This is a genomic window from Cronobacter sp. JZ38 (assembly GCF_008932145.1).
Lineage (GTDB): Bacteria > Pseudomonadota > Gammaproteobacteria > Enterobacterales > Enterobacteriaceae > Cronobacter > Cronobacter muytjensii.
In genome coordinates this window covers 3,444,996-3,468,235 of sequence record NZ_CP017662.1, presented here as the reverse complement: position 1 = coordinate 3,468,235, position 23,240 = coordinate 3,444,996, and the positions used below count along the sequence as shown (strand labels likewise).

The window sequence follows — 23,240 nt, the reverse complement described above, 5'->3', positions numbered from 1 at the left end:
GCATCAGCCCTCGCATCAGAGGGCTGATGTTTTCTGCCTATTTGAAACCGACGACCGGATGCGCCTTGTAAGGCGTTTCCAGCTCGGCCATCTCTTCGCTGGTGAGCGTCACCTCGACCGCGTCAATCAGCTCCTGCAACTGCTCCTCGCGCGAGGCGCCGATAATTGGCGCGACAACGCCCGGTTTACTCAGCAGCCAGGCGAGCGCCACCTGCGCGCGACTGACGCCTTTATCCTGCGCGATAAAGGCCAGCCGCTCGGCGATTTTCGCGTCGTTTTCTTCGGTTTCGCTGTAGAGCGTTTTACCAAATTCATCGGACACCAGCCGCGCCGTGGTTTCGCCCCAGGGGCGAGTCAGACGGCCGCGAGCCAGCGGGCTCCAGGGGATAACGGCCACGCCTTCGCGATAGCAAAGCGGCAGCATCTCCTGCTCCTCTTCGCGATAAATCAGGTTGTAGTGGTTTTGCATGGTGACGAACGGCGCCCAGCCATGCTCTTTTTGCAGGTTCAGCGCCTGCTCGAACTGGTGCGGATGCATGGAAGACGCGCCGATATAGCGCGCTTTACCGGCTTTCACCACGTCGTTTAAGGCTTCCAGCGTCTCTTCAATCGGGGTGTCGTAGTCCCAGCGGTGGATTTGCAGCAGGTCGACATACTCCATGCCGAGGCGGCGCAGACTGTCGTCGATAGCGCGGAGGATCAACGGGCGGGAAAGCCCCTGCGGCAGATCGCCAACCTGGTGATAGACCTTGGTGGCGACCACGACATCCTCGCGGCGTGCGAAATCACGCAGCGCGCGGCCTACGATCTCCTCGCTGCTGCCGTCAGAATAACTGTTGGCGGTGTCGAAAAAGTTAATGCCGCCGTCAAGGGCGTGTTTGATGATAAGGCGGCTGCTTTCTTCGGGGAGAGTCCAGGCGTGGTTACCGCGGTCCGGCTCGCCAAACGTCATACAGCCCAGGCACAGACGGGAAACCTGAAGGTCGGTTTTTCCTAATTGCTTGTATTGCATGGTTCCGCTCCTGCTTTCGGGTCACAAAGGGTACCTTTAAGCATAGCAGGAGCGGAAACGAAGCAGAGGTCAGGCGAGCCAGTCGCGCACGCGCCGGGCGATGCCGTCGGCGGTAAGGCCAATCTCCGCGCGCGCTTCGTCCTGGGTGCCCTGAGGGATAAAGTGATCCGGCAGGCCGAGGTTCAGCACCGGCACCGGTTTGCGCTTCGCCATCAGCAATTCGTTAACGCCGCTGCCCGCGCCGCCCATAATGGCGTTCTCTTCGATGGTGACCAGCGCCTCGTGGCGTTCGGCGAGCTCCATGATCAGCGCTTCATCAAGCGGTTTCACAAAGCGCATATCGACAAGCGTCGCGTTGAGCGCTTCGGCGGCCTGAGTGGCCTCCGGCAGCAGTGTGCCGAAGTTGAGCAGCGCCACTTTTTCACCGTGGCGTTTTACCACGCCTTTGCCAATCGGCAGCTTTTGCAGCGGCTCCAGCGTCACGCCGAGCGCGTTGCCGCGCGGATAGCGCACGGCGCTCGGGCCGTCGTTGTAGTGATAGCCGGTAAACAACATCTGGCGGCACTCGTTCTCATCGCTCGGCGTCATGATGACCATATCCGGGATGCAGCGCAGATAAGAGAGATCGAACGCGCCCTGATGCGTCTGGCCGTCGGCGCCGACGATCCCTGCGCGGTCAATCGCGAACAGCACCGGCAGTTTCTGGATGGCGACATCATGAATGACCTGATCATAGGCGCGTTGCAGGAAGGTGGAGTAAATCGCCACCACCGGCTTGTAACCGCCAATCGCGAGACCCGCCGCGAAGGTGACCGCATGCTGTTCGGCAATCGCTACATCAAAATATTGCTCCGGATACTGGCGGGAGAATTCGACCATGCCGGAGCCCTCGCGCATGGCGGGGGTGATGGCCATCAGTTTGTCGTCTTTAGCGGCGGTTTCGCACAGCCAGTCGCCGAAGATTTTTGAGTAGCTCGGCTGGCCGCCGCTGCTTTTCGGCAGCGTACCGCTTTCCGGATCGAATTTCGGCACCGCGTGGAAGGTAATGGGATCTTTTTCCGCCGGCTCATAACCACGGCCTTTCCTGGTCATGATATGCAGGAACTGCGGGCCTTTGAGGTCGCGCATATTTTTGAGCGTATGCACCAGCCCCAGCACGTCGTGGCCGTCTACCGGGCCGATATAGTTAAAGCCCAGTTCTTCAAACAGCGTGCCCGGCACCACCATGCCTTTAATGTGCTCTTCAGTACGCTTGAGCAGCTCTTTGATTGGCGGCACATTAGAAAATACGCGTTTGCCGCCTTCGCGAAGCCGCGAGTAGAGCTTGCCGGAGAGTAACTGCGCCAGATGGTTATTCAGCGCGCCGACATTCTCGGAAATCGACATTTCGTTGTCGTTAAGGACGACCAGCATATCCGGGCGGATATCGCCCGCATGGTTCATCGCCTCGAACGCCATACCGGCGGTAATCGCGCCGTCGCCAATCACGCAGACGGTGCGGCGGTTTTTCTCCTCGCGCGCCGCGGCGACGGCGATACCGATACCCGCGCTGATAGACGTGGACGAGTGGCCGACGCTTAACACGTCATATTCGCTCTCGCCGCGCCACGGGAACGGGTGCAGGCCGCCTTTCTGACGAATGGTGCCGATGCGGTCGCGCCGTCCGGTCAGAATTTTATGCGGGTACGCCTGATGGCCCACATCCCAGATAAGCTGGTCAAACGGCGTGTTGTAGACGTAATGCAACGCCACGGTAAGCTCCACCGTGCCCAGCCCGGAGGCGAAGTGTCCGCTTGAGCGGCTCACGCTGTCGAGCAGATAGCGACGCAGTTCGTCGCACAGCTTCGGCAAACTCTCTTTTGGCAACAGGCGCAGCTGTGCAGTGGAGTCCACCAGCGCCAGGGTCGGGTATTTGGCAGTATCAAAACTCATTCAGAGACTCATCGTGGTGTTATACGTTTATTTATCACGTTGGATTATGAAATTCGCTAACGCTTCCAGTGTTGCGGTATCCAGCGTCTGGGCTTTCAGCGGCGCCAGCGCCGCCAGAGCGTCGTCGCACAAACTGCGCGCTTTCGCCTGGGCTTGCTCAAGACCCAGCAGGGCGGGGTAGGTGCTTTTGCCAAGTTGCTGATCGGCACCCTGGCGTTTACCAAGGGTGGCAGTATCACCCACCACATCCAGAATGTCATCCTGTACCTGGAAGGCGAGGCCGATGCTTTCTGCGTAACTGTCAAGGTAAACCAGCGCGTCGCGGCCTTTATCTCCAGCGCACAAAGCGCCCATGCGTACCGCCGCGCGGATAAGCGCGCCGGTTTTATGGCGATGGATGCGCTCCAGCGCGTCGAGATCGACCTGCTGGCCTTCGGCTTCGAGATCGAGCGCCTGACCGCCGCACATGCCCGCCACGCCGCTCGCTTTCGCGAGCTCAGAGACCATCGCGAGACGGTCGCGCAGCGCCACGTTGTCCATCGGCGCGTCGCTTAAAATTGAAAACGCCAGCGTTTGCAGCGCATCGCCCGCAAGGATCGCGCTCGCTTCGCCGAAGCGGATATGGCAGGTCGGCTGTCCGCGACGCAGATCGTCGTCATCCATTGCCGGCAGATCGTCATGCATCAGCGAGTAGGCGTGAATGCACTCAATGGCCGCGGCCGGGGCATCCAGCGCGGTCGGGCTGACGCCGAACATCTCACCGGTGGCGTAGACCAGAAACGGCCGCAGGCGTTTACCGCCTAATAATGTGCCGTAGAGCATCGCCTCAACCAGTGGACTCTTCTGAAACGGCAGGGCGCCAATAAAATGCTGCAGCGCGCCGTTGGCCCGCTCAGCCTGCGACTGAAGCTGTTGACTGAAATCCATGTTTACTCGGCGTCCGGCGTAAAGGGGGTAAGAGGCGCATCCTCATTCTGAGAAAGCAGGATCTGCACGCGTTGCTCCGCCTGTTGCAGTTTTACCTGGCCCTGGCGCGCAAGCTGCACGCCGCGTTCAAATTCATTGAGCGCCTCTTCGAGCGGCAGGTCGCCGCTTTCCAGACGGTTGACGATGAGCTCAAGTTCCGACAGGGCAGTTTCGAAGCTGGCCGGCTGTTCATTTTTCTTCGGCATAGTAAATGTCTGACTCTATGGGTTAACTGTCATTTCAGCGACACTGCATGGTAGCGGAGACGCAAAGATTAGCAAATAACGCCTTGTGGGTTGGTAACAGGCGCAGTTACACCGCGATGGTGATATACTGCCGGGCTCACGATGCAGGCGCGCTACGTCCTGCAGTACCATTTTCTAAGCCCCGGTGGGCTTGCCAACGAATCATAGCCACCATGAAGTTTATCATTAAATTATTCCCGGAAATCACCATTAAAAGCCAGTCTGTGCGGTTGCGCTTTATAAAAATCCTGACCGGGAATATTCGTAACGTACTGAAACACTACGATGAAAATCTTGCCGTGGTTCGCCACTGGGACCATATCGTGGTGCGTATTAAAGATGAAGCCCAGCACGATACCGTGCTCGACGCGCTGACCCGTATCCCTGGCATTCACCACGTTCTTGAAGTCGAAGACGTGCCGTTCACGGATATGCACGACATTTTCGAGAAGGCGCTCGCCAACTGGCGTGAGCAGCTCGAAGGGAAAACATTCTGCGTGCGCGTTAAGCGACGCGGTCAACATGAGTTTAGCTCTATTGAAGTGGAGCGCTACGTTGGCGGCGGGTTAAATCAGCATATTGAAACCGCCCGCGTCAAATTAAAACAGCCTGACGTTACCGTCCATCTTGAGATTGAAGACGATCGTCTGCTGCTGATAAAAGGCCGCTATGAAGGCATCGGTGGTTTCCCGATCGGCACTCAGGAAGATGTGCTGTCGCTCATCTCCGGCGGCTTCGATTCCGGCGTCTCCAGCTATATGCTGATGCGCCGCGGTTGCCGTGTGCATTACTGCTTCTTTAACCTGGGCGGCGCGGCGCATGAAATCGGCGTACGCCAGGTGGCGCACTACCTGTGGAGCCGCTTTGGCAGCTCGCACCGCGTGCGTTTTGTGGCGATTAACTTCGAGCCGGTGGTCGGCGAAATCCTTGAAAAAGTGGACGACGGCCAGATGGGCGTGGTGCTCAAGCGTATGATGGTGCGCGCGGCGTCGAAAGTGGCGGAGCGTTATGGCGTGCAGGCGCTGGTCACCGGCGAGGCGCTGGGACAGGTCTCCAGCCAGACGCTGACCAACCTGCGCCTTATCGATAATGTCTCTGATACGCTGGTGCTGCGCCCGCTTATTTCTTACGACAAAGAGCACATTATCGATATCGCCCGCAAAATCGGCACCGAAGATTTTGCACGGACCATGCCGGAATATTGCGGCGTGATCTCTAAAAGCCCGACCGTGAAAGCCGTGAAAGCGAAAATCGAAGCCGAAGAAGCGAACTTCGATTTCACTATCCTCGACCGCGTAGTGGAGGAAGCCACGAACGTCGACATCCGCGAAATCGCCGAGCAGACCGAACAGCAGGTGGTGGAAGTGGAAACTGTCAGCGGTTTCGGCCCGAACGACGCGATTCTGGATATCCGCTCGGTTGACGAGCAGGATGACAAACCGCTGGTTATCGATGGCGTTGAGGTAGTGTCGCTGCCGTTCTATAAGCTCAGCACGAAATTTGGGGATCTCGACCAGAGCAAAACCTATCTGCTGTGGTGCGAGCGCGGCGTGATGAGCCGCCTGCAGGCGCTGTATCTGCTGGAACAGGGCTTTAAGAACGTGAAAGTCTACCGTCCGTAACGCCAGTGCGTTGCGTGAAGTGACAGAAAAATCCCCTCCACGGAGGGGATTTTTTATGGGCAGAATTTCTGGCGGGAAAGCTTAGTAGTCGCGATAGCTGTAAATCCCCGCCGCCAGCACCAACTGACCGGCGACCTCGTGCGCTTTTTCACGCCCGACCAGCAAGTCGATAATCTTCAGCGCGAAATCAATCGCGGTGCCTGGCCCCTGGCTGGTCAGCAGGTTGACGCGCGGATCCCAGACCACGCGTTTATCCTGCCACTGATCGTCCGGGATCGTCTCTTTCAGCGCCGGGAAGCCGGTCATGTTGCCGATGGGGAAGAGCGCATGCGGCACCAGTACTGTACCTGCCGCCGCGCAAATAGCCGCGACAATCCGCCCGGATAAATGAAACTGGCGCACCGTTTCGACCAGCAGCGGACTGTCGCGAAACGCTTCAGCGCCTTTCAGGCCGCCCGGCAGCACAATGATGTCGAAATCACCGTCCGCCACTGCCACCAGCGGCGCGTCCGCCAGCAGCCGGACGCCGCGCGAACACGCAATCGTTAAATCACCGTCGCTCGCGACGCTCGCGGTGGTGACCTTAATGCCGCCGCGAACCAGCAAATCGATGGTGGTGACCGCTTCGGTCTCTTCAGTGCCAGGGCCGAGGCATACCAGTGCCGATGCGCTCATACTCATTCTCCTTGCGTTTAATCTGTTCATACAGACGGCTGTTCACCGGCAGCGTCAGGCCATGCGCTCTGGCGCGGCGCAGCAGATAGCCGGTGATGTAATCAATCTCGGTGTGACGCTGCTGGCGGACATCCTGCAGCATTGAGGAGATATTGGCGGCGGTGCTCTCGATAACCTGGTCGATATAGTAAAGCAGGCTGTCCGTCGACGTGTGGTAGCCTTCGCGCTGCATGACCTGCGCCACTTCGGCGCAAATCTCCCGCACTTCATTCTGGCGCTCGCGCAGCTCGCCGTTCGGGCAGTTATAAAGCGCTGTCAGCGGGTTTATCACGCAGTTGGCGGCAAGCTTTATCCAGCGCGACGCATTAACGTTATCATGCCAGGCGACATCCGGCAGCGCCTGCTGCAACAGCGCCGCCAGCCGGGAATAGTCCTGCGCGTCCGGGGTGACCGGGCCAATATGCGTGGTGCCGCAAGCGACATGCGTTACTACATTGCCGTCGCGTCGCGCCGCATGCGTTGTGACGCCGGCGAGCAGCGGCTGCGCGATAGCGCGTAGCTCATCCAGCGTTCCCATACCGTTATGCAGCAGCAAAATGGGGCTGGCGGCGGGCAGGCGGGCGGCGAGCGCTCTCACCGCCTCGGAGACCTGCCAGGCTTTCAGCGTTACCAGCAGCAGCTCGCTGTCGGCGAGAAAGGCGGCGTCGTTCGCGGTAAAGGTGTGTGTAAACGCGCTGCCGTCGATTTCCACCAGGCTGACGTGGCAGGATGACTGCGGCACGCGCAGCCACCCCTGTACCTCGTGACCTTGTTTGTGCAGCGCGCTCATCCAGAGCTGGCCTAAAGCGCCGCACCCAAGCACGGTAATTTTCATTATTCCTCCTCGCCCGCAACGGCGCCGGGCGTTGTGTCATACGTCTATTATAACGTGAGCGCTTAGGCTTTCGCCTGCCGCCGGTTTCCGGGTTGTGTTATGCGCCTTTGCGGGTATTATGCAACGCACATACTGAGAGGGAGATAGAAAACATGCCATCTTTTGACATTGTCTCTGAAGTCGAAATGCGGGAAGTGCAGAACGCGGTTGAGAACGCCACGCGTGAACTTGAAACCCGTTTCGACTTCCGCAACGTGACCGCAAGCTTTGAGCTGAACGAAAAAAACCAGACCATTAAAGTGACGAGCGAATCAGATTTCCAGGTCAACCAGCTGCTGGATATCCTGCGCGCGAAGCTGCTAAAACGCGGCATCGAAGGCAGCTCCATCGACGTGCCGGAAGAGTTTGAGCACAGCGGGAAAACCTGGAGCGTGGAAGCGAAGCTCAAGCAGGGCATCGACACCGCGATGGCGAAGAAAATCGTTAAGCTGATTAAAGACAGCAAGCTTAAAGTCCAGGCACAAATCCAGGGCGAGCAGGTTCGCGTAACCGGTAAAGCCCGCGACGATCTCCAGCAGGCGATCGCGCTGGTGCGCGGCGGCAACCTCGGCCAGCCGTTCCAGTTCAATAACTTCCGCGACTAAGCGAGCGGAAGGGCAAAAATCAAAAGGGCGGAATATCCGCCCTTTTTTGTGTCTGATTGTCGCGGCTACGGTTAAGCGTGGCGGATCTGCTGTTCTATCTCGACGCGGTTTGTCACTTTGGTGTCGATTTTCAGATACGCGCTGCGTTCATCAGGCACTACCACCGCCTCGCTGACGCCCGCAGTCTCACGCAAACGCTGCGCGAGCGCTTCATCTGCCGACACTCCAGGCGGAATTTCCACGCGAATACTGCTGACATACGGCGGCTCTTTCATCGTGGTGCTGACCAGCAGCCAGACGGTCGCCAGCAGCGCGCCGACCAGAAAGACCGTCTGGGAATCGAACAGGCCATCGACCCAGCCGCCCAGCGAGCCGCCGATGGCCACACCCAGAAACTGGCTGGTGGAGTATACGCCCATGGCGGTGCCTTTATAGCCCGCCGGCGACTCTTTGCTGATAAGCGACGGCAGCATCGCCTCCATCAGATTAAACGCGATGAAAAATAGCTGTACGCCGACGATAAGCTCCCAGAAGTGCGGGCCTGCGCCCCACAGCACGATTTCGGCGATAAGCAACAGCGCCACGCAGAGGAGAAACACGCGCTTCATTTTGCGCTTCGCTTCGGCATAAATAATGAACGGCACCACCGAGACGAACGAAATCAGCATGGTGCACAGATAAACTTTCCAGTGCGCCGCCGCCGGGTAACCTGCGGCTTCCAGCTGGCCGGGCAGGGCGACAAAGGTCGACATCAGGAGAATATGCAGGCACATAATGCCGAAGTTAAGTTTCAGCAGCGTCGGCTCGGCCAGCACTTTGCGAAAACAGCCTTTGACCATGCCTGAGTCACGGTTCAGCACATGGCTGTCGCTGTCGGGCACGACCCAGAGCGTGATGAGAATGCCCGCGGTCGCGAGCACCGCGATCATCCAGAACAGCGCATGCAGGCCGAGCGCGTGGGTAATTATCGGGCCAAGCACCATCGCGATGGCGAACGTCACGCCGAAGCTGACGCCGATAAAGGCCATCGCCTTGGTACGGTTCTGTTCGCGGGTGAGATCGGAGAGCAGCGCCATAACGGCGGCGGCGATAGCGCCGGAGCCTTGCAGCGCGCGCCCGAGAATAATGCCCCAGATGGAGTCGGTCAGCGCAGCGACCAGGCTGCCGATAACGAAAATCGCGAGACCGCCGACAATCAGCGGTTTACGACCAATACGGTCAGAAAGCAGGCCAAACGGCACCTGGAAAATCGCCTGCGCGAGGCCGTAAATACCAATCGCGAGGCCAATCAGCGCTTCGCTGGCACCCTGTAACGCCATTCCGTAAGTAGTAATGACCGGCAGTACCATAAACATACCGAGCATGCGCAAAGAAAAAACCGTCCCTAAACCCCATGTCGCGCGCAACTCGACTGGTGTCATTTTGTTATCGTTCATTACCACCTCAGATAAAAAGCAGGCCTTAGTGTAGTGCGAGGGCAGGGGAGGGTAAATGCCGGGTTATTTAGAAAATATTTCAAGGGTTAACTATTCATGCTGTCAATGAATATCGGCCCGGATGAGCGCAATAAAAAAGGGTGCCGTAGCACCCTTTTTCGTGTCGGTGACTTACCAGACGTAAGTCAGCAGACTCTGTGAATCCGGCACCATAAAGTCCACGGACATCATCACGCTCAGCGAGGTGATGGCGACAATCGAGAACACAAACAGTTTGCGTGCCCAGACTTTATCGTTTTCAGCCTTGTAGCCGCGCAGGGCCATGCCAAGCCACCAGACGCTGACCGCTGCCGCCACCACCAGGTATTTATACCCGGCATAACCGCCCAGCGAGAGCATCAGGGTCGCCACGGCGAAGGCGATGATGTAAAGGGTAATGTGGTTTTTGGCCACAGAAATCCCTTTAACCACCGGCAGCACCGGAATGTTAGCGGCCTGATAATCCTTAAAGCGGAAAATCGCAATCGCGTAGGAGTGAGGCATCTGCCACAGGCTGAAAATCGCAAGCAGGATCAACGCGCCGGTATCGAACTCGTTAGTCACCGCGCAGTAGCCGATAACCGGCGGCGCAGCGCCGGACAGCGAGCCTATCAGCGTGCCATAGACCGAGTGGCGTTTCATGTAGAGGCTATATACCCCGACATACACCACAAAGCCCATGACCGCCAGCCACATCGCCAGCGGGTTCGCACCGAACCAGAGCAGCATAAAGCCAGCAATACCCAACAAGGTGGCGTACACCAGCGACATTTTCGGTGAAATCAGTCCCTTCACCAGCACACGGTTTTTGGTGCGCTCCATTTTGCGGTCAATATCACGGTCGATGTAGTTGTTAAACACACAACCGGACGCCACGACCAGCGACACCCCCACGAGGGTGAAAAGGAACAGGGGATAGTCGATGCTGCCTTTGGAAGCCAGCAGGAATCCCCCGATAACCGATATCAGGTTGCCGAAAATGATGCCTGGTTTCGTTACTTGCAGGTATTGCTTAATCATACTCGCCGCTCTTAGTGAACCATCATGTTGTAATTCAGGTTCCACATAATCCAGATAGAGCCTACCACTACTATCGCGATAATCAGCAACGTAAAGACAAAGGCTACCAGGTTCCAGCGCTCCTCAGAGGAAGCGTTCATGTGCAGGAAGCACACCAGGTGAACCAGAATCTGTACGACTGCGGTTGCCACTACCACACCCAGCAGGGTGCCGTGAGACGCGGAACCATTCATGACCATCCAGAACGGGATTACTGTCAGAATAACCGACAGGATAAACCCGATCAGGTACGTCTTGACGCCACCGTGATGAGCGCCGTTGTGATCGGTTGAATGACTCATTACATCGCCCCCATCAGATAGACTACAGAGAACACGCAGATCCACACCACGTCCAGGAAGTGCCAGAACATGCTCAGGCACATCAGGCGCGCGCGGTTATTGTGGGTCAGACCGCGGCGGGAGACGTGAATCATCATCACAACCATCCAGATAAGGCCAGAGGTCACGTGGAGACCGTGGGTGCCGACCAGCGCGAAGAAGGCGGACAGGAAGCCGCTTCTGTCTGGGCCGAAGCCTTCTGCGATCAGATGATGGAATTCATAGATTTCCATCGCCACGAACCCTGCGCCAAACAGGAAGGTCAGGGCGAGCCAGGACATCACCTGGCTCTGTTTGTTGTTGTTCATGGCGATCATCGCCATGCCATACGTGATGGAGGAGAACAACAGCAGGAAAGTTTCAACCAGCACAAACGGCAGTTCGAAAATGTCTTTCCCGGTCGGGCCCCCCGCCGTGCCGTTCACAAGAACGGCATAGGTGGCAAACAGACATGCAAACAGAATGCAGTCGCTCATCAGGTAGATCCAGAAGCCGAACACTTTGTTCGCTCCTGCATCGTGGTGCCCATGCTCATGGCTGCCATGGGCAAGTTCGTGATTAATGCTCTCAGTTGACATTTTTCAGCCCTGCTTTGGTGATTTCTTCGAAGTGCTGGTTTTCCAGTTTCTCAACGGTGGCTACCGGTACATAGTAATCCACGTCTTCATCGAAGCTCTTCGCAATCCAGGTAATAACGATACCCGCGAAGCCCACGATAGCCAGCCACCAGATGTGCCAGATCATCGCGAAGCCAAAGATGGTGCTGAACGCGCCGATGAAAATACCCGCTGCGCTGTTGCGCGGCATATGAATTTCTTCATAGTGCGCCGGCTGCTTGTAAGCTTCACCTTTGTCTTTCATTTCCCAGAACGCATCGCGCTCGTGGATTTCCGGTACTACCGCGAAGTTGTAGAACGGCGGCGGAGAAGAAGTCGCCCACTCCAGCGTACGGCCGCCCCACGGGTCGCCAGTCAGGTCGCGGTTCAGATGACGGTCGCGAACACTCACGTAGATCTGCAGGATGATGCACAGGATACCGCAGGCAATCAGCAGCGCGCCGATTTCAGCGACAATCATCAGCGGCTGGAACATCGGGTCGATGTTCTGGCTAACGCGACGCGTCATACCCATGAAGCCCATGGCGTACAGCGGCATAAAGGTCACGAAGAAGCCGATGATCCAGAACCAGAAGGCGCGGATGCCCCAGGTTTCGTTCATCTTGTAGCCAAAGGCTTTCGGCCACCAGTAGCTCATACCGGCGAAGCACCCGAAGACCACACCACCGATAATCACGTTATGGAAGTGCGCAATCAGGAACAGGCTGTTGTGCAGTACGAAGTCTGCGCCCGGCACCGCCAGCAGTACGCCAGTCATACCACCGATAGAGAAGGTGATGATGAAGCCGATGGTCCACAGCATGGAAGAGTGGAACTGAATACGGCCCTGATACATGGTGAACAGCCAGTTGAAGATCTTCACCCCGGTCGGGATGGCGATAATCATCGTGGTGATACCAAAGAAGGCGTTAACGTTCGCGCCACTACCCATGGTGAAGAAGTGGTGCAGCCACACGATGAACGACAGCACGGTAATCGCGATGGTCGCCCAAACGAGGGAGGTGTAACCGAACAGACGTTTCTTCGAGAAGGTGGAGGTGATTTCAGAGAACACACCAAACACCGGCAGAACCAGGATGTACACTTCCGGATGGCCCCAGGCCCAGATCAGGTTCACGTACATCATCATGTTGCCGCCCATATCATTGGTAAAGAAATGGGTGCCCAGATAGCGGTCCAGGGTTAGCAACGCAATAGTGACGGTCAGGATCGGGAACGAGACGATAATCAGGACGTTAGTACACAGCGACGCCCAGGTGAATACCGGCATTTTGAACATGGTCATGCCCGGCGCACGCATCTTCAGGATGGTCACGAAGAAGTTGATACCGGTCAGTGTCGTACCAATACCGGAGAGCTGGAGACTCCAGATCCAGTAGTCCACCCCAACGCCCGGACTGTACTCAATACCCGAGAGCGGCGGATAGGCCACCCAGCCGGTCTGAGCAAATTCGCCCACGCCCAGAGAGACGTTCACAAGGATTACCCCGACAACCGTGAACCAGAAGCTCAGGTTGTTCAGGAACGGATATGCCACGTCGCGCGCGCCGATCTGCAGCGGAACCACCAGGTTCATCAGACCGATAACGAACGGCATCGCCACGAAGAAGATCATGATAACGCCGTGGGCGGTAAAGATCTGGTCGTAGTGATGCGGCGGCAGGAACCCGGCTTCGCCGGAGGCCGCCAGCAATTGCTGGGTACGCATCATGATGGCGTCCGCGAAGCCGCGAACCAGCATCACGATAGCCACGAGGATATACATAATCCCCAGACGTTTGTGGTCCACAGAGGTGAGCCACTCGTTCCACAGATAAGACCACTTACCGAAGTAAGTGATAGCTGCAACTAGCGCCAGACCCCCGACGATAATGGCAGCCACCGTAACCATGATAATCGGCTCATGGTACGGGATTGCATCCAGTGTAAGTTTTCCGAACATCGTATTATTCCTCGGCCCCTTAGTGAGAGGTTTCCGCGTGATTCATGTCCATGCCTTCCATGCCTTCGTGGGCGTTGTGCTCCCCTTCAGACTGAGTCACGTCCATGCTCTTCCCAGGTCCCATGAATTTGTTAATCACGTCTTTAAACAAATTCGGTTTTACGCTGGAGAAGTATTCGACTTTGTTGTATTCGCTCGGGGCCGCCAGCTTGTCATAGGTCGCCATATCGTTAATGGTTTTGCCAGACTGCTTCGCTTTGGCCACCCACTGGTTGAAGGTCTCGTTATCCGGCGTGGCGATTGCCTTGAACTTCATGCCGGAGAAACCTGCACCACTGTAGTTAGCAGAAATACCGTCGTAGGTGCCGGCTTCGTTCGCAATCAGGTGCAGTTTGGTCTGCATACCTGCCATTGCGTAGATCTGGCTACCCAGGCGCGGAATAAAGAAGGAGTTCATCACCGAGTTGGAGGTGATTTTGAATTCCACAGGCGTGTTCGCCGGGAACGCAATTTCATTGACCGTCGCGATGCCCTGCTCCGGATAAATGAAGAACCACTTCCAGTCCATTGCGATAACTTCGATGGTCACCGGCTTCGCATCGTGCGCCAGCGGACGGCTGGGTTCGAGCGAGTGCGTGGTTTTCCATGTCAGTACTGCAAGGAAAATGATGATAAGGATAGGGATGGTCCAGACAACAGCTTCAACTTTGTTGGAGTGTGACCAGTTGGGGCTGTATTTTGCGTCCTTATTGGTTGCCCGATATTTCCAGGCGAAGCCAATAGCCATCACGATGGCTGGAATCACGACAATCAACATCAGCCCGAGGGCGGTCAGTATCAGTGAACGTTGCTCCAGTCCAATCTGTCCTTTGGGGTTGAGAAGCGCAGCATCGCAGCCACTGAGTAAAACAGTGCCTGCGAATAATGACAGCAGTCCCAAACTTTTATTGTATTTCCTGAGTCTCATTTAACGACCTCAATTCAGGGGGATCTGGTGGCGGTTAAAGTGTGCCGGGCATTTTACGGGAAGGTTACATTACTGTAAACACGAATGGCGCAGTGTCTGTGGGGTGTAACCGGGTTCTGTCGCTACCGTCACAGCCAATGCAACAAAATGTAAAATGTAAGCCATGACAGCCACATGGCAAGGGTTATAACAAAATCCTATGTAAAGTAAGGTCAAGACGGGAATTGAGTATATAGGGGTGGAAATAACATACAATAAATTAACAATGCGGTTTCAAATGAGAAACAATAACGGCGGGAAAATAATTTTTCACGGTGCTGAATCGTTAAAAATAATGTCGCACAGAATGATAAACGAAATTATTTAAAGTCTCTGCTACCAAATTTCGATAAATATATCTAAGCAAATCAAATGCTATTTTATTGACCAGTAAATTGGAACGCTTTCCTGGTTGTGCTTTTTTTCTGGCGATAAAAGCAACAATAAAACAACAATCATTCAGGGTAAAGGATTGATACGCATGGAAACAGTAACGCCTCTGATAGGCATCGATTTAGGCACGTCTAACAGCGCGGTGGCCTGGTTTACCGGGGGGCAGTCGACGCTGATTGCCGATGGTGATAAGCGCGTGCTGACGCCTTCTGTCGTCGGCCTGGACGATGACGGACATCTGATTGTCGGCGCTGCGGCGAAAGCCCGCCTGGTGAGCCACCCGACGCTCACGCACGCGAGCTTCAAACGCTACATGGGCACCGACAAAGTGTTTACCCTCGGCGAGCATCGCTTTCGCGCGGAAGAGCTCTCGGCGCTGGTGTTGCGCAAGCTGAAAACCGACGCTGAAGTGGCGCTCGGGTCGCCCATCACACGTGCGGTCATTACCGTCCCGGCCTGGTTTAACGATATTCAGCGCAAAGCGGTGAAAACCGCCGGGCATCTGGCGGGACTTGACGTCGAGCGTCTGGTCAATGAACCGACAGCGGCCTCGCTTGCCTATGGTCTTGCCGATAACCGTGAGCAAAAGTTCCTTGTTTTTGACCTGGGCGGCGGCACGTTTGACGTCTCTATCGTCGATATGTTTGAAGGCGTGATCGAAGTACGCGCCAGTAGCGGCGACGCGCGCCTCGGCGGCGATGACTTTACCGATGTTATTCGCCAGTGGATGCTGTCGCGTTACCCTGACTACCAGCCGGCGGACGCATTCGAAGAGGCGCAACTGACGGCGCAGGCCGAAGACCTGAAACACCAGCTCACGCAGCAGGCGCTGGCGACAGCCACGCTCCACGCTGGCGGGCAGGAGATGACCTGGCGGCTGGATAATGACACGCTCACCGATATCTGCCAGCCGCTGCTGGCGCGGCTGAAACAGCCCGTTATCCAGGCGCTGCGCGACGCCCGTTTTGATATCGGCGATCTGGACGATGTTATCCTGGTGGGGGGCGCCACGCGCATGCCGGTGGTGCGCCAGCTGGCGGCGCGCATGTTTGGCCGCTTCCCGCGCGCTGAGCTCAACCCGGATGAAGTGGTGGCGCTGGGCGCGGGCATCCAGGCGGGGCTTGCAAGCCTCGACGCGGCGCTCGACGACGTTGTACTTACGGATGTAATGCCCTATTCGCTCGGCATCGAAACGGCGCGCCGTCACGGCGAACGCTTCGAGAGCGGCTACTTTCTGCCGATTATCGAGCGCAACAGCTTTGTACCGGTCAGCATGTTCCGCTCCATCGCGACCGTTTATGACAACCAGCGCCAGCTCGAAATCGCCGTATTTCAGGGCGAGGCGCGCCGGGTGGCCGAGAATATTCTGCTCGACAAATTTACGCTCGATATCCCACCGCGCCCGGCGGGCGAAGTGACCGTGGATGTACGTTTCACTTATACCCTTGATGGCATTCTGGAAGTGGAATGTAAAATCGACGGTCAGGAGGACGTGGCGTCGCTGGTGATTGAACGCGCGCCTGGCAGCCTCAGCCCGGAGGAGATCCAGCAGCGCCTGGCGCAGCTCAATGCGTTGAAAATCCATCCGCGCGACCGCACGGAGAACCGGCAACTGCTGGCGCAGACGAGCCTGCGTTATGAGCAGACGCTCGGCGAGCGGCGTCATCTTATCGATCACTACAGCGCGCAGTTTGAGCAGGCGCTGGAAAGCCAGGATCTGCGCGCGATCGCCGACGCGCGTCAGTCGCTGGCGCAGATCCTCGCCCAGTTTGACGACGGGTTACGCTAATGGATGCCTGGAGCCTTCTCGGCCTTGAGCCGACCAAAGACAAAAGCGCGTTGCGCCGCGCCTGGGCGAAAGTGGTCAAGCAGCATCGTCCGGATCAGGACCCGCAAATGTATCAGCGGCTGCGCGAAGCCTACGAGGCGGCGCAACGCTACCAGGAAGAAGAAGACCTGGACGATGCAACCGACGGCGACGAGGCGCAATCGCCTGTCGTTATCACAGACGGTGATATCCCTGCCTGGCTGCAAACGGCCCTGCAAGCGGAAGCGACTCCGCAGCCGGATGTCATGTCGCAGCCCGGCTGGGATGCGCAGCAGCTTCGCGAGAAAGCGCAGTGGCTGTCGCCTTTTATCGTCGCCGATGAGATGGCTGGCTGCCAGCTGCTGGAAACTTACCTGGTAACCGAGCTGCCGGATGCGCTGGCGGCGCGCCGCTACTTCAGCGAGCAACTGGCCGGAGCGCTGGCGGATGAACAGTGGCTCACGCGAGGCCAGCTGGAGCATGTCGGTAGGGTAATGGGGTGGGAGCTTGAGAGCTACCGCAGCACAGCGCTGTCCGACTGGCTGGTGGAGGCGCTCGACGCGCGCGTCACCACTACGGAAGAAGATTACCGGATGATCGTGGAGCGCGGGCAGCATCAGGCGAACTGGCTCTGGCGAGCCCGCTGGCGACTGATGACCGAGCCGCAGGCGCCGCTGCCGTGGTGGGGGCGACTGTGGCCTGGATTTCTTGACGAGGCCCGGCAGCAGGTCCAGACGATGTGCGGCGAACAGCCCGGTTTATGGCAGCGTATTAACCCGGTGATGATGGAACTGCTCTATACGCCAGGCCGGGCGCTGTCGATGCATCTCTTCATAAGCCTGCTCTTTTGGGGCGGCGTGCTGGGTTTTCTGGCGGTCGATCCTCAGGTAAGGGCGGTGGATGTGGGGATTGTGAGTGCGATTGTGGGGGCTTATCTGTTCGGCATCCCGGCGCTCTGGAACCGCTATCCTGAGGGGAGCCGACAACGGATCGGCGTCCGTATTGGGTATGTGCTGTTATCAGTCACGCTGCTGGCGGCCCCGGTGGGGCTTTTTGCGCACTATGCCGTGGCGTTCTATCAGAAAAGCCACGAAATCACGTCGGTGCTTTATATGGTCGTGATTATCGTGGGAGTGCTGGTGGTGTGTCTGAGACCGCGGGCGCGGCAGTGGTGGCGCTGGCCCATTGATATCATCTCCGGGCCGATCGGGTTTCCTGTTCAGTTGCTTTGTCAGCTGCCGTGGGTGATTAACCTGTTTTTAATTCCGTTCGGCACGAAATTGTACAGCGTGTTTATCCGCCTTTTTATTGAGGCGATAAGATCAGGGTTCTGAACGCACCGCGACGCGACGTAGCGCCAGGTAATCAAGCAAACAGCCCAGCACGATCCCCCCCAGCGCCAGTAACGCGCCGGCTTCAAGCAGCATCGCATCAAAGGTTAACGCGCTCAGGCCGAGCGCGTTGCTGATAATCACCAAAAGCCAGGCGCCGAGCAGCGCGCAACCGATCAGCAGCAGGCGCAGCGCGAAACGATAACCCGCCGGGAACGCCTGGCGGCGCAAAAACGCGCCGGTTTCACGGGTATACTCCAGTGTGCCCCGGCACAACTGCAAGAGCAGAATACCCGGCACCGCCGCGACTACCGAGAAGAGATAAAAGCTCGGCCAGCCGTAAGCTTCCACAAACCAGCCCGCCACCGGGCCCACATAGACGCGTCCGACAGCCGAGAGCGCGGAGAGCAGGGCAAACTGGGTGGCGGAAAACGACTTATTACACAGCGTCATCAGCAGCGCCACAAACGCCGCGGTGCCCATGCCGCCGCACAGGTTTTCAAAGAAAACTGCGGCCGCCATGGTCAGCAGATCTTTATCGCTCACTGACAGCAGCCAGTAACCGGCGTTTGACGCCGCCTGTAAAATGCCGAAGATCAGCAGCGCGCGGAACAGCGACAGCCGCTGCATTAATACCCCGCCGTAGAGCGCGCCGATAATCGTCGCGAGCAGCCCCAGCGTTTTATTCACCATGCCGACCTGAGCGGCGTCAAAGCCGACGCCGCGAATAAGAAAGGTGGTGGTCAGGCTCATGGCGAACGCGTCGCCAAGCTTATAAAGGACAATCAGCAACAGGATAAGCCAGGCGTTGTTACGCGCGAAGAAATCGCGCAGCGGCGCAACGACGGCCTGCTCCAGGGTGCGCGGGGCCGGGATGGCGTCGTCAGGCTCCGGCGCAAACCAGGTGGCGATAAGGCAGGGGATGAGAAGCGCTGCCATCAGCCAGTAAGTGGCCTGCCAGCCGAGCCAGCGGTCTGCGAGCCACAGCGCCAGTCCGCCTGAGACCAGCATCGCCAGCCGATAGCCAAGCACGCTAATCGCCGCGCCCGAGCCGCGTTCGTCAGCGGGCAGCACGTCGGTTTTCCAGGCGTCGAACACGATATCCTGCGAGGCTGAACAGAACGCGATAAGCACCGCCAGCGCCGCCATCCAGCGCAGATGTGTCGAGGGCTCTAAAAAGCCCATCCCGGCGATAGCTACCAGCAGTAACAGTTGCGTGATAAATAGCCAGCCGCGACGCCTGCCGAGCAGCGGCGGCGTATAGCGGTCCATGACCGGCGACCAGAGAAACTTAAAGACGTAAGCCTGACCGACAAGCGAGAAAAAACCGATGGTTTTGAGGTCGATATTCTCAACCGTCATCCAGGCCTGAAGTGTGCCGGAGGTGAGCGCCAGCGGCAGGCCGGAGGCGAAGCCGAGGATCAGTAAAATGGCGGATTTCGGCTGCTGAAAAAGGCGTAAATAATGACTGTGCATGGGCGGCCGTAAAAAAAGCGGCCCGGCGAACCGGGCCTTTAAAAACAAGGATGATTAACGCGCGTTCTGTTTGATGAACTCGTGGATGCTGGTGTCCTGCGCCATATCGGCGATAGTGTCGCTCAGCACGGAGTTAACCGCGTCGGCGATATTTTTGTTGCTCGCCTGGAAAGCGCCTTCCACAGAATAACTGGCGCGGTAGTTTTTGGTCATCTTATTGCCCGTTTTCGCGGTCGCAATGATAGAGATGTCCGCTTTCGTGGCGATGTTGTAGCGCACGTTGCCCTGCGAGACGTCAGCATAGAGCTGGTTAACGATAATCTGCAAATCTACCGCGCCGCTTGGGCCAATCATGTAGCCGCGGGAGGTCATCTGTTTCTCCAGCACTTCCTGGAGCAGGAAACGCAGATCGCGCGAGGCGGTCAGCGTCACCAGCTGGTTGTCACGAGTCACTTTCGCCAGCGCCTGATCCTGACGCTGATCCGCGCCGTTAATGCTGACGGTCACGCCCATCAGGCTCGGGTCCTGCTGCGGCAGAGTGATTTTAGGGGAGACTTCAATCGTCGTCGGCGGGGTCGCGCAACCTGCCAGCATAAAAAGGGCAACGAGCGGGAAGAGTACTTTTTTTAACATGTTCAGGCTCTCAACGGTCCATGGGCAATAAAGAAGAAAATTCCCGCCATCATAGCATCGCCATGCGCGAGGGGAAGAGGCCAGTCGACTGAAAATAACGCAATGTCTTTTTTATGACCGCCGTCTGGCCTGGCATCGTCTGAAATTGCGGTTATAAGCGCGCTGACCGGCGCTGAGCGTGCCATAAAGCGCAGCGGCGGCAAAAGTTAAAATTGTGTTGTTTTTTGACAATGGAAACGGTAAAAGCGGCTAACCTTTAAAGTGATGGCTGCCATCGCAGCGTTGTCGAGGAGAGTCTTATGATGATACGCGAGCAGATTGAAGAAAAACTGAAGGCAGCCTTTGAGCCTGTCTTTCTGGATGTAGTGGATGAAAGCTATCGTCATAACGTACCGGCGGGCTCTGAAAGTCATTTCAAAGTCGTGCTGGTCAGCGATCGCTTCGTCGGCGAGCGTTTCCTCAATCGCCACCGGCTCATTTACGGCATTCTTAGCGAAGAACTGGCCTCGACGGTGCATGCTCTGGCGCTGCACACCTATACCCTGAAAGAGTGGGAAGGGCTTCAGGATACAGTGCTGCCTTCTCCGGCTTGTCGAGGGGCCGGCACCCTGGCCTGATGAATCACAGTTGCAACGGCGGGAGCTTTTCCAGTATGTTGCGCCAGCGGTAATAAAACGAAACGGCCTGCGTGGCCGTTTTTGTTTTGCCTGAATTTTGCACGCTATGTGCACTTTTCAGTCATAAATTTGCCGGGAAGTGTGAAAAGTGCCGCAATGCCTCGGCTGGCTTTTCTCGACTCCCCAAGGGGATGCCGCTATAATGCTGCGTCTTATTTTTCGGAATGTCTTCGGGACGATTCTGGCGACAGGGATAGTGTTTCTGCTAAAGAAGACGTCCCGGTTCTGCGAAGCGAATACCATAGGGCTTCCAGAGTTGACCGAGCACTGTGATTTTTTGAGGTAACAAGATGCAAGTTTCAGTTGAAACCACTCAGGGCCTTGGGCGCCGTGTAACGATTACTATCGCTGCTGACAGCATCGAGAACGCTGTAAAAAGCGAGCTGGTCAACGTGGCAAAGAAAGTGCGTATCGACGGCTTTCGCAAAGGCAAAGTACCGATGAATGTTGTTGCTCAGCGTTATGGCGCATCCGTGCGTCAGGATGTGCTGGGCGATCTGATGAGCCGTCACTTCGTTGACGCTATCATCAAAGAAAAAATCAATCCGGCTGGCGCGCCGAACTATGTGCCGGGCGAATACAAACTGGGCGAAGACTTCACCTACGCGGTAGAGTTCGAAGTGTACCCGGAAGTTGAGCTGCAGGGCCTGGAATCTATCGAAGTGGAAAAACCGGTTGTTGAAGTCACCGACGCTGACGTAGACACCATGCTGGACACCCTGCGCAAGCAGCAGGCGACCTGGAAAGATAAAGACGGCGCTGCCGACGCAGAAGACCGCGTAACCATCGACTTCACCGGCTCTGTAGACGGCGAAGAGTTTGAAGGCGGCAAAGCGACCGACTTCGTACTGGCGATGGGTCAGGGCCGCATGATCCCGGGCTTTGAAGAAGGCATTAAAGGCCACAAAGCAGGCGAAGAGTTCACCATCGACGTGACCTTCCCGGAAGAATACCACGCGGAAAACCTGAAAGGTAAAGCTGCTAAGTTCGTTATCAACCTGAAGAAAGTTGAAGAGCGCGAACTGCCGGAGCTGACCGAAGAGTTCATCAAACGTTTCGGCGTTGAAGATGGTTCCGTTGCCGGTCTGCGTACCGAAGTACGTAAAAACATGGAACGCGAGCTGAAAGGCGCCGTGCGTAACCGCATCAAGTCTCAGGCTATCGACGGTCTGGTGAACGCGAACAACATCGACGTTCCGGCTGCGCTGATCGACGGCGAAATCGACGTGCTGCGCCGCCAGGCCGCACAGCGTTTTGGCGGTAATGAGAAACAGGCTCTGGAACTGCCGCGCGAACTGTTCGAAGAACAGGCTAAACGTCGCGTCGTTGTTGGTCTGCTGCTGGGCGAAGTCATTCGTACCCACGAGCTGAAAGCTGACGAAGATCGCGTGAAAGCGCTGATCGAAGAGATGGCTTCCGCTTATGAAGATCCGTCAGAAGTTATTGAGTTCTACAGCAAGAACAACGAGCTGATGGACAACATGCGCAACGTGGCGCTGGAAGAGCAGGCGGTTGAAGCGGTACTGGCGAAAGCGAAAGTGACCGAGAAGCCGACCTCTTTCCAGGAACTGATGAATCAGCAGGCGTAAGCCCTTTCATCGTTCCACGACGAGGCATATGGGCCCGTCACCGCAGGGTGACGGGCTTTTTTGTCACTTTTCCTACCCAGAAATGGCGGGTAAGGGGTGTTTCGGTGTTAGCGTAACAGCAAAAGATTGTTATGCTTGAAACAGGGCATCATTATCCCATTAATGAAACAGTAAAAAGTGAACGACTGGCTGATAATCCGTCCGTAAGGTGTTTACCGGCAGGAGCGTAGTCATCCTGAGCGGTCTCAAGTAGAATCAGTACAGCAGGTTACTCAGAATATTTATCCAGGAGACGGATATGTCATACAGTGACGAACGTGATCAATTTGCACCCCATATGGCTCTGGTGCCGATGGTTGTTGAACAGACCTCGCGCGGCGAGCGTTCTTACGATATTTTCTCCCGTCTGCTCAAGGAACGTATCATTTTTCTGACCGGCCAGGTCGAAGACCAGATGGCCAACCTGATTGTCGCGCAGATGCTGTTTCTGGAAGCGGAAAACCCAGAGAAAGACATCTATCTTTACATTAACTCGCCGGGTGGGGTAATCACCGCCGGGATGTCAATCTACGACACCATGCAGTTTATTCAGCCGGACGTTAGCACCATTTGTATGGGCCAGGCCGCGTCAATGGGCGCTTTCCTGCTGACTGCGGGCACGAAAGGTAAGCGTTTCTGCCTGCCCAACTCGCGCGTAATGATCCACCAGCCGCTGGGCGGCTACCAGGGGCAGGCGACGGATATCGAAATCCACGCCCGTGAAATCCTGAAAGTGAAAGCACGCATGAACGAACTGATGGCGCAACATACGGGCCAGCCTCTTGAACAAATCGAGAGAGACACAGAGCGCGACCGTTTCCTCTCTGCAGGTGAAGCAGTAGAGTATGGTCTGGTTGACTCCATCATGACCCACCGTAACTGATG

General features: G+C 56.8%; 21 protein-coding genes. 7 read left to right on the top strand and 14 right to left on the bottom strand.

From position 1 onward, the window contains the following. Nucleotides 1–37: 37 nt before the first annotated feature. The 4 genes from BJP61_RS16445 to xseB all read right to left on the bottom strand — a co-directional run bounded on the left by BJP61_RS16445 (nucleotide 38) and on the right by xseB (nucleotide 4,116). Nucleotides 38–1,012, bottom strand: a complete 975-nt coding sequence (locus BJP61_RS16445; RefSeq protein ID WP_171998709.1) for an aldo/keto reductase — start codon at nucleotides 1,010–1,012, stop codon at nucleotides 38–40. A gap of 69 nt (nucleotides 1,013–1,081) precedes the next feature. Then, entirely contained in the window at nucleotides 1,082–2,944 is a 1,863-nt protein-coding gene (gene dxs, locus BJP61_RS16440; protein ID WP_038864359.1) for a 1-deoxy-D-xylulose-5-phosphate synthase, read from the bottom strand. A 27-nt stretch (nucleotides 2,945–2,971) separates the two neighbouring features. After that, complete coding sequence (gene ispA, locus BJP61_RS16435) at nucleotides 2,972–3,871, bottom strand: (2E,6E)-farnesyl diphosphate synthase (RefSeq protein WP_038864358.1); 900 nt, start codon at nucleotides 3,869–3,871, stop codon at nucleotides 2,972–2,974. 2 nt (nucleotides 3,872–3,873) lie between these two features. Further along, entirely contained in the window at nucleotides 3,874–4,116 is a 243-nt protein-coding gene (gene xseB / locus BJP61_RS16430) for an exodeoxyribonuclease VII small subunit (protein ID WP_038864357.1), read from the bottom strand. 212 nt (nucleotides 4,117–4,328) lie between these two features. Here xseB and thiI point away from each other — a divergent pair, with 212 nt between their 5' ends. Then, nucleotides 4,329–5,777: a tRNA uracil 4-sulfurtransferase ThiI gene (gene thiI / locus BJP61_RS16425; protein ID WP_171998708.1), complete on the top strand. Its 1,449-nt coding sequence runs from the start codon at nucleotides 4,329–4,331 to the stop codon at nucleotides 5,775–5,777. Nucleotides 5,778–5,858: 81 nt separating this feature from the next. On the opposite strand, the gene yajL is transcribed toward thiI, so the two are convergent. Together yajL and panE are read right to left on the bottom strand one after the other, a co-directional pair. After that, the gene (gene yajL / locus BJP61_RS16420) at nucleotides 5,859–6,452 is read right to left on the bottom strand and encodes a protein deglycase YajL (protein WP_171998707.1); all 594 of its coding nucleotides are present in this window, start codon (nucleotides 6,450–6,452) and stop codon (nucleotides 5,859–5,861) included. Then, nucleotides 6,412–7,326: a 2-dehydropantoate 2-reductase gene (gene panE / locus BJP61_RS16415; RefSeq protein ID WP_171998706.1), complete on the bottom strand. Its 915-nt coding sequence runs from the start codon at nucleotides 7,324–7,326 to the stop codon at nucleotides 6,412–6,414. Before panE ends, yajL begins: the two co-directional genes overlap by 41 nt. 152 nt (nucleotides 7,327–7,478) lie before the next feature. Here panE and BJP61_RS16410 point away from each other — a divergent pair, with 152 nt between their 5' ends. Further along, entirely contained in the window at nucleotides 7,479–7,970 is a 492-nt protein-coding gene (locus tag BJP61_RS16410) for a YajQ family cyclic di-GMP-binding protein (RefSeq protein ID WP_007720350.1), read from the top strand. 71 nt (nucleotides 7,971–8,041) lie between these two features. On the opposite strand, the gene BJP61_RS16405 is transcribed toward BJP61_RS16410, so the two are convergent. The 6 genes from BJP61_RS16405 to cyoA form a co-directional block, all read right to left on the bottom strand. Next, on the bottom strand, nucleotides 8,042–9,406 hold the full coding sequence (locus BJP61_RS16405) for an MFS transporter (RefSeq protein WP_161579116.1): 1,365 nt from the start codon (nucleotides 9,404–9,406) through the stop codon (nucleotides 8,042–8,044). A gap of 171 nt (nucleotides 9,407–9,577) precedes the next feature. Beyond that, nucleotides 9,578–10,465: a heme o synthase gene (gene cyoE / locus BJP61_RS16400; RefSeq protein ID WP_038864350.1), complete on the bottom strand. Its 888-nt coding sequence runs from the start codon at nucleotides 10,463–10,465 to the stop codon at nucleotides 9,578–9,580. An 11-nt stretch (nucleotides 10,466–10,476) separates the two neighbouring features. Beyond that, nucleotides 10,477–10,806: a cytochrome o ubiquinol oxidase subunit IV gene (locus BJP61_RS16395; protein ID WP_004387740.1), complete on the bottom strand. Its 330-nt coding sequence runs from the start codon at nucleotides 10,804–10,806 to the stop codon at nucleotides 10,477–10,479. Next, on the bottom strand, nucleotides 10,806–11,423 hold the full coding sequence (locus BJP61_RS16390; RefSeq protein ID WP_038864348.1) for a cytochrome o ubiquinol oxidase subunit III: 618 nt from the start codon (nucleotides 11,421–11,423) through the stop codon (nucleotides 10,806–10,808). Before BJP61_RS16390 ends, BJP61_RS16395 begins: the two co-directional genes overlap by 1 nt. Next, nucleotides 11,413–13,404, bottom strand: coding sequence for a cytochrome o ubiquinol oxidase subunit I (gene cyoB, locus BJP61_RS16385; protein ID WP_038864347.1), 1,992 nt, complete (start codon nucleotides 13,402–13,404; stop codon nucleotides 11,413–11,415). The genes BJP61_RS16390 and cyoB overlap by 11 nt, the downstream gene beginning before the upstream one ends. A gap of 19 nt (nucleotides 13,405–13,423) precedes the next feature. Next, nucleotides 13,424–14,371, bottom strand: a complete 948-nt coding sequence (gene cyoA / locus BJP61_RS16380) for a cytochrome o ubiquinol oxidase subunit II (RefSeq protein ID WP_038864346.1) — start codon at nucleotides 14,369–14,371, stop codon at nucleotides 13,424–13,426. A gap of 520 nt (nucleotides 14,372–14,891) precedes the next feature. Between cyoA and BJP61_RS16375 the strand changes: the two genes are divergently transcribed. Beyond that, nucleotides 14,892–16,592 carry a molecular chaperone HscC gene (locus BJP61_RS16375; protein WP_171998705.1) on the top strand — a complete coding sequence of 567 codons (1,701 nt, stop codon included), beginning with the start codon at nucleotides 14,892–14,894 and terminating at the stop codon, nucleotides 16,590–16,592. Next, a complete protein-coding gene (locus BJP61_RS16370) occupies nucleotides 16,592–17,944 on the top strand; it encodes a J domain-containing protein (protein ID WP_171998704.1) in 1,353 nt (450 codons plus the stop codon). The genes BJP61_RS16375 and BJP61_RS16370 overlap by 1 nt, the downstream gene beginning before the upstream one ends. Here the strand turns inward: BJP61_RS16370 and ampG are convergent. Both ampG and BJP61_RS16360 read right to left on the bottom strand, forming a co-directional pair. Further along, a complete protein-coding gene (gene ampG, locus BJP61_RS16365; protein ID WP_171998703.1) occupies nucleotides 17,933–19,417 on the bottom strand; it encodes a muropeptide MFS transporter AmpG in 1,485 nt (494 codons plus the stop codon). The genes BJP61_RS16370 and ampG overlap by 12 nt on opposite strands. A gap of 54 nt (nucleotides 19,418–19,471) precedes the next feature. Beyond that, nucleotides 19,472–20,050: a lipoprotein gene (locus BJP61_RS16360; RefSeq protein WP_004387734.1), complete on the bottom strand. Its 579-nt coding sequence runs from the start codon at nucleotides 20,048–20,050 to the stop codon at nucleotides 19,472–19,474. A 299-nt stretch (nucleotides 20,051–20,349) separates the two neighbouring features. On the opposite strand from BJP61_RS16360, the gene bolA reads away from it, so the two are divergent. The 3 genes from bolA to clpP all read left to right on the top strand — a co-directional run bounded on the left by bolA (nucleotide 20,350) and on the right by clpP (nucleotide 23,238). Beyond that, a complete protein-coding gene (gene bolA / locus BJP61_RS16355) occupies nucleotides 20,350–20,667 on the top strand; it encodes a transcriptional regulator BolA (RefSeq protein ID WP_004387733.1) in 318 nt (105 codons plus the stop codon). Between the two features lie 350 nt (nucleotides 20,668–21,017). After that, nucleotides 21,018–22,316, top strand: coding sequence for a trigger factor (gene tig, locus BJP61_RS16350; RefSeq protein ID WP_038864340.1), 1,299 nt, complete (start codon nucleotides 21,018–21,020; stop codon nucleotides 22,314–22,316). Nucleotides 22,317–22,614: 298 nt separating this feature from the next. Then, complete coding sequence (gene clpP, locus BJP61_RS16345; protein ID WP_004387730.1) at nucleotides 22,615–23,238, top strand: ATP-dependent Clp endopeptidase proteolytic subunit ClpP; 624 nt, start codon at nucleotides 22,615–22,617, stop codon at nucleotides 23,236–23,238. The last annotated feature ends 2 nt before the right edge of the window (nucleotides 23,239–23,240 follow it).